Below are 6,437 nucleotides of genomic sequence, written 5' to 3' on the forward strand. Positions count from 1 at the left end.
TATGATGATGGACATACTGATGTACTTGTTTGAAACCTACATCCATAGCGATTCTGAATTGCAGGTGGATCAAGACGAACTTGAAGATGAACTTCTTCGAGCGGGGTTTCACCAAGATGATATTTATAAGGCTCTCCATTGGTTAGAAGACCTTGCTGCACTGCAAGATACCGATAACCAAGCGGCGATTACTATGTGCTCTAATACCTCGATGCGTGTTTACACAAGTAAAGAGATATCACGTATTAATATGGAGTGTCGTGGTTTCTTGTTGTTCCTTGAGCAGATCAACGTCCTCACGACAGAGATTCGTGAAATGGTGATTGATCGTGTCATGGGGTTAGAGACCAATGAATTTGAGTTGGATGATCTGAAGTGGATTATCTTAATGGTACTGTTCAATGTACCGGGTAATGAAAGTGCTTACACGCAAATGGAAGAGCTGTTGTACACCAAAGAGCAAGGTATCTTGCATTAATACAGGCTTATCATGAGTAGTAAGATTGATAATCAGCTTTTTTCAGCACATGAACATGCGTTAGAGCATGAACCATGTCCACAGTGTGGTGGGGAGCTTCAGCTTCGCCATGGTAAGCACGGCCCATTTTTAGGCTGTAAGCAGTATCCGAGCTGTGATTACATCAAGCCTCTTCATCAAAATGATGGTCATGTGGTGAAAGAGCTGGGCGTTCCGTGTCCTAAATGCCAAAACGAATTGGTATTAAGGCAAGGTCGCTTTGGGATGTTCATTGGCTGTAGCAGTTATCCAGAGTGTAATCACATCGAATCTTTGGACCAACCGAAAGAACAACCTGAAGAGCAGCCACTTGTTGCCTGCCCTGAGTGTGGTCGAGGCCACTTGGTTGAGCGTAAATCTCGCTATGGCAAAACCTTCTATGCGTGTGATAACTACCCTAAGTGTAAGTTCGCCGTTAATCAGCCACCTGTTATAGGTCGTTGTGAACAGTGCCAGTTCCCGTTGTTACTTGAGAAGAAAACAGCCAGTGGTACCAAGAAGCAATGCGCTGATCGCAAGTGTCACCACATTCAATCTCAATAACTCGATATTATAGACACAAAAAAACGGCGCTCACTGAGCGCCGTTTTTGTATCCAATAAACTTTTTATATCAATAAGCCAATGTAGGCTTACTTCATCTGCTCAGCAAACTCATGCACAGCAGGGTAGGCTTGCTTATCAAGAATCTCAGCCAATGAGCACAAAGCTCTTTGTAATTCTGCGTTGTAGTCAGCGCTCACGTTAATGTGACCCATCTTGCGACCTGCACGCTTTTCTTTGCCATACCAATGAACATGACAACCACCTTGAGCAAGAATAGCCTCAGGAAGAGTATCTTCGCCAAGAATGTTGATCATTGCGGTTGGACGAATCAGTTTAGTGCTACCTAGTGGCATGCCACACACTGCACGTAGGTGGTTTTCAAACTGACAAGTCTCTGCGCCTTGTTGCGTCCAGTGGCCCGAGTTATGAACACGTGGTGCAATCTCATTAACAAGCAGTGAACCTTGAACATCAAAGAACTCAAGTGCTAGCACGCCAACGTAATCTAAACGCTCAGCAATGGCAGTGAACATGGCTTTAGCTTGCTCTTGCAGTTCAATGTCATCAATCGCTGTCGATAAGCTCAACACGCCGTCGGTGTGAACATTCTCAGCCAGTGGATACACTTGAACCTCGCCATTGGTATCACGAGCACCAACCAGTGATACTTCGCGGTCAAACGGAACAAACTCTTCAGCCACAATCGCTTGGTTGTCGGTCGCGGTAATGCACTCAGTCATTTCTGCCCAAGTCGCGTCAACATTGTCTAATGTCTTTAAGCGCCATTGGCCCTTGCCGTCGTAGCCGCCAAGTGTGCTCTTCAACACCATTGGTAAGCCAACGTGAGCAATTGCAGCGTCAAAGTCTTCGCGAGAGTTAACCACGTAGTACTTAGCATTCTTCACGTTCGCTTCGTCTAACAGGGCTTTTTCAAGACGACGGTCACCGCCAGCTTTGATTGCTTCTGTTGTCGGTAAGAACTTACCGCTGCGCTCACACACCTCAAGTACATCGTGAGGAATATGTTCGAATTCAGCAGTAATGACGTCCGCACGCTCAATCGCATTTTCTAAGCCGTTACCTAGAATCGCTTGCGTTAATGGGTGAACAATATTTTTGCTGCCAACATCAAAAGCAGAAATTTCAATATTCAGCGGTGCCCCAGCTAGGGACATCATGCGAGCAAGTTGGCCCGCGCCTAACACAAGAACATGCATGGAAATTAGTCCTCTGCAGGGTTTGGATTAGCCAAAACCGTTTCTGTTTGCTCAGAACGGAATGCTTCTACTTTTGCCATTACTTCTTCATTGTGTGTACCAATGATTTGAGCCGCTAGGATGCCAGCGTTCGCTGCACCAGCTTCACCGATAGCTAGAGTACCTACCGCGATGCCTTTTGGCATTTGCACGATAGAAAGCAGTGAGTCCATGCCTTTCAGTGCTTTAGACTGAACAGGAACACCTAAAACAGGTACGCTTGTGAAAGCTGCAGCCATGCCCGGAAGATGCGCAGCACCGCCAGCACCAGCAATAATCACTTTAATACCGCGCTCTTTCGCACTGGTTGCGTAGTCAGCAAGCAACTGAGGTGTGCGGTGAGCAGAAACCACTTTTGTTTCGTACGCTACGCCAAACTGATCCAACATTTCTGCAGCTAGCTTCATTGTTGGCCAATCAGATTTAGAACCCATGATAATACCGACAGTCATCTCAAACTCCTTCAGGTACGATTTAATTAGTGATTAGATATTTTGCGCGCATTATACGGGTAAAATTGCTTAAGGAAAACGTTTGCGTCAGTCTAAGTTGTTAATTGATACATTTTATAAACAAATAGCTTTAGTCACAGTGAATGATAATTTGTACACTTAGCGAGTTCGATAACAGAATTAATGAGGCAACCCTTGGATAACTTTCAACATACTTTGCAGGCATTACAACAAGGTGAAGTCATTGCTTACCCGACTGAAGGCGTTTTTGGGGTTGGTTGTGATCCTGATAATCCACATGCCATCAAGAAATTACTCGAGTTAAAACAGCGTCCAGTTGAAAAGGGCTTGATCTTGATTGCTGCAAGTTACGAGCAGCTGCTTCCTTATATTGATGAAAGCCAGTTGACGGAAGAACAGTTGGTAACAGTGAAAGCGACATGGCCAGGTCCGGTCACTTGGATTATGCCAACCAGCAGCAAAGTTACTGACTGGGTCAGCGGCCAGTTTGATTCCATCGCGGTACGAGTGACGGATCACCCTTTGGTTCAAAGAATGTGTAATGAGTTCGGCAAGCCGTTAACCTCTACCAGTGCCAACCTGACTGGCGAGCCGCCTTGTATGACGACTGAAGAAGTTCAACAGCAACTGGGTCAACACTTAGTCGCGATTCTAGAAGGCCAAACGGGTGGCCGTGAGAAGCCAAGCGAAATTAGAGATGCAAAAACGTCGAAAATATTAAGACAGGGTTAAACCCTGCAAAGGAAGTAAGATGTCAGCAATTGATAAAGAAGCAGTAAAGCAGTTTTTACTGAGCCTACAAGATTCGATTTGCCAGCAGCTTGAGCAAGCTGATGGTACTGCACTGTTTGAAGAAGATGCATGGGAGCGTGAACCTGGCGAGCGCCTTGGTGGCGGTGGTCGAACTCGTGTGATGACCAACGGTGCGGTATTTGAGCAAGGTGGGGTTAACTTCTCTCACGTCGCTGGTAAAGCAATGCCTGCCTCTGCAACCGCTCACCGTCCTGAGTTAGCCGGACGTAAGTTTGAGGCGATGGGGGTTTCATTAGTTATCCACCCTAAAAACCCATATATCCCAACCTCACACGCGAACGTTCGATTCTTCATTGCGGAAAAAGAAGGGGAAGACCCGATTTGGTGGTTTGGTGGTGGTTTTGACTTAACGCCATTTTATCCTGTCGATGAAGATTGCCAATCTTGGCATCAAACTGCTAAAGATCTTTGTGCGCCGTTTGGTGATGATGTTTATCAAGAACACAAAGAGTGGTGTGATAAGTACTTCTATCTTCCTCACCGAGACGAAACACGTGGTGTTGGTGGTCTGTTCTTTGATGACTTAAATGAGTGGGGTTTCGATAAGAGCTTTGCTTATATGCAGGCTGTCGGTGAAGGTTTTGCTGCGGCGTACTTACCTATTGTCGAGCGTCGCAAAGATACACCTTATGGCGAACGTGAGCGTGACTTCCAACTATACCGTCGTGGCCGCTATGTTGAATTCAACCTAGTTTACGACCGTGGTACCTTATTTGGCCTGCAAAGCGGTGGGCGCACAGAGTCTATATTGATGTCGATGCCGCCGTTGGCTCGTTGGGAATATCGCTATGAACCGCAAGCGGGCTCACCAGAAGCTCTGCTTTATAGTGACTACCTCAAACCTCGAGTTTGGTAGTTCTTCCTTCCTTATAGGGATAGTGATAGGGTCATCTATATAGATGACCCTTTTTATTATTTCTGTTAGGTAAGGATATGACACAGCAAGTAGATCGTTATGCCGTTTTCGGTAATCCTATTGGGCAAAGCAAATCGCCATTCATTCACACATTATTTGCTCGCCAAACCAGCCAACAACTTACCTATACAGCATTACAGCCAGAGCACGGTCAATTTATCACTGCTGCCAAAACCTTTTTCAGCGAAGGTGGTCGAGGGTGCAATGTCACAGCGCCTTTTAAAGAAGATGCCTATCAGTTAGCCAATCGCCTAACTGAGAGAGCTGAACTAGCTGGTGCCGTAAATACCCTTAAGAAGTTAGATGATGGAGAGATCATTGGTGATAACACCGATGGTGAGGGCTTAGTTCAAGACCTGCTTCAACATCAAGTCACGCTAAAAGGAGCACGTGTTCTTCTTCTTGGCGCTGGTGGTGCTGCGAGAGGAGTGATTCAACCTCTTCTCGACCAAAAGCCACAACAGCTGGTGGTCGCTAATCGAACCAGCTCCAAGGCTGAACTTCTGGCTGAGATGTTTTCGTCGCATGGCAACATCAAGGGGATGGGGCTAAGTGATGTTAATGAAGGCTTTGATGTCATTATTAACTCTACCTCATCTGGTCTAAGCGGGCAGCTTCCTGAAGTGTCTGAGGTGATTTTCAATTCTACTAGCGCCGTTTATGACATGGTTTATGGATCTGGAACGACGGTATTCAATCAATGGGCATTAGATAATGGTGTTCATGCTGCTTATGATGGTTTGGGTATGCTAGTGGGGCAGGCAGCAGAAAGCTTTATGCTTTGGCGTGGTCTTCGTCCGGGAACAAAACAGATTTTAAGAGAATTACGTAAAAATCTAGAGATGTAATGGGGTGTTTATAAAAAATGAATCAATCAATTCTATTTCCTGATATCCAAGATTGGGATGAAGAGAGCCGAACAATCACGTTCCCAGCACAACAGTCGGGCGCATTGATTGAATGTGTCATGTCTATTGAGGAATTATCACGATTGGCAGGTAAAGATATAGAAGAAGGCGATCAAGCTTTAGTTATCTTTTCAGAGTTACGTTTCGATATTGAAGAGCTAGCGGAAGAGTTAATAGAAGAAGAGGAGTATGACTCCTCTAATCGGATTCAGATCAAAGCGCTTTAGACTGAAATTACAGAGTCTAGATAGTCATTTTTATTCTGAACGTAGTTGTCTGCAGACTTCTGTAGAAAGGCACGCTCTTTATCATTTAATGGGCGAGCTTGTTTTACTGGGCTTCCTACATAGAGGTAACCGCTTTCAAGTACCTTGTTTGGTGGCACTAAGCTACCAGCACCAATCATCACTTCTTTTTGGATAATCACGCCATCCAACACGATCGCTCCCATACCAACAAGTACACGATCCTCAATAGTGCAGCCATGCAGCATTACTTTATGCCCGATAGTGACATCATTACCTATTAAGAGAGGATAACCGTCAGGGTTTTCAGCATTCTTATGGGTGACGTGCAAGACACTACCATCTTGGATATTCGTTCTCTCTCCAATATGAATGTGGTTCACATCCCCTCGAGCTGCAACCAAAGGCCACACGCTAGAGTCGTTACCGATTTTGATATCACCAACCAGTACTGAACTGGTATCTATATAGACACCTTGCCCAATCTGAGGGGATATTCCTTTATAACTGCGTATTGAACTCATAAATCCTCCTTTATATAGGCACCTTAAGCCCTTAATTAAGAGGAATACTAGTGAAAATGGGGTGTTTTGAACAAAAAACGCTCGAACAATCAAAAAAGTAAGAAAAACTTCAAAAAGAGCTTGCCAGTGTGATCGAAATCTCTATAATGCCACCTCGCTGACACGGGATGGCTTCGTAAGAAACCAAAACGAATCAGCAGGTCAAATTAGCCAAGCTAAGCGCTTGAAAAAAGTTTTGAA

Annotated in this window: 9 protein-coding genes; 6 read left to right on the forward strand and 3 right to left on the reverse strand. The window is 45.1% G+C overall.

All coding sequences use genetic code 11. The features are described from left to right. Position 1 precedes the first annotated feature (1 nt). Positions 2–478, forward strand: coding sequence for a DUF494 family protein (locus AB4167_RS15820; protein ID WP_029235095.1), 477 nt, complete (start codon positions 2–4; stop codon positions 476–478). A 12-nt stretch (positions 479–490) separates the two neighbouring features. Beyond that, positions 491–1,060 (forward strand): type I DNA topoisomerase, encoded by a 570-nt coding sequence (locus tag AB4167_RS15825; protein WP_017063003.1) that lies wholly within the window; start codon positions 491–493, stop codon positions 1,058–1,060. A gap of 88 nt (positions 1,061–1,148) precedes the next feature. Here the strand turns inward: AB4167_RS15825 and AB4167_RS15830 are convergent, their stop codons facing one another. Both AB4167_RS15830 and purE read right to left on the reverse strand, forming a co-directional pair. Then, positions 1,149–2,279, reverse strand: coding sequence for a 5-(carboxyamino)imidazole ribonucleotide synthase (locus tag AB4167_RS15830; RefSeq protein WP_372136741.1), 1,131 nt, complete (start codon positions 2,277–2,279; stop codon positions 1,149–1,151). A 5-nt stretch (positions 2,280–2,284) separates the two neighbouring features. Next, positions 2,285–2,770, reverse strand: coding sequence for a 5-(carboxyamino)imidazole ribonucleotide mutase (gene purE / locus AB4167_RS15835; protein WP_004735777.1), 486 nt, complete (start codon positions 2,768–2,770; stop codon positions 2,285–2,287). Between the two features lie 195 nt (positions 2,771–2,965). Between purE and AB4167_RS15840 the strand changes: the two genes are divergently transcribed. The 4 genes from AB4167_RS15840 (at position 2,966) to AB4167_RS15855 (ending at position 5,655) form a co-directional block, all read left to right on the forward strand. After that, complete coding sequence (locus AB4167_RS15840) at positions 2,966–3,523, forward strand: L-threonylcarbamoyladenylate synthase (protein ID WP_017058767.1); 558 nt, start codon at positions 2,966–2,968, stop codon at positions 3,521–3,523. 19 nt (positions 3,524–3,542) lie between these two features. After that, entirely contained in the window at positions 3,543–4,460 is a 918-nt protein-coding gene (hemF, locus tag AB4167_RS15845; RefSeq protein WP_372112126.1) for an oxygen-dependent coproporphyrinogen oxidase, read from the forward strand. 77 nt (positions 4,461–4,537) lie between these two features. After that, the gene (gene aroE, locus AB4167_RS15850; RefSeq protein ID WP_017067739.1) at positions 4,538–5,368 is read left to right on the forward strand and encodes a shikimate dehydrogenase; all 831 of its coding nucleotides are present in this window, start codon (positions 4,538–4,540) and stop codon (positions 5,366–5,368) included. Between the two features lie 17 nt (positions 5,369–5,385). Then, positions 5,386–5,655, forward strand: coding sequence for a DUF1488 domain-containing protein (locus AB4167_RS15855; protein WP_017058764.1), 270 nt, complete (start codon positions 5,386–5,388; stop codon positions 5,653–5,655). Here AB4167_RS15855 and AB4167_RS15860 read toward each other — a convergent pair. Beyond that, positions 5,652–6,197 carry a gamma carbonic anhydrase family protein gene (locus tag AB4167_RS15860; RefSeq protein WP_017058763.1) on the reverse strand — a complete coding sequence of 182 codons (546 nt, stop codon included), beginning with the start codon at positions 6,195–6,197 and terminating at the stop codon, positions 5,652–5,654. The genes AB4167_RS15855 and AB4167_RS15860 overlap by 4 nt on opposite strands. Between the last annotated feature and the right edge of the window lie 240 nt (positions 6,198–6,437).

It is taken from the genome of Vibrio sp. 10N.286.49.E11 (genome assembly GCF_041469505.1).
Lineage (GTDB): Bacteria > Pseudomonadota > Gammaproteobacteria > Enterobacterales > Vibrionaceae > Vibrio > Vibrio crassostreae_C.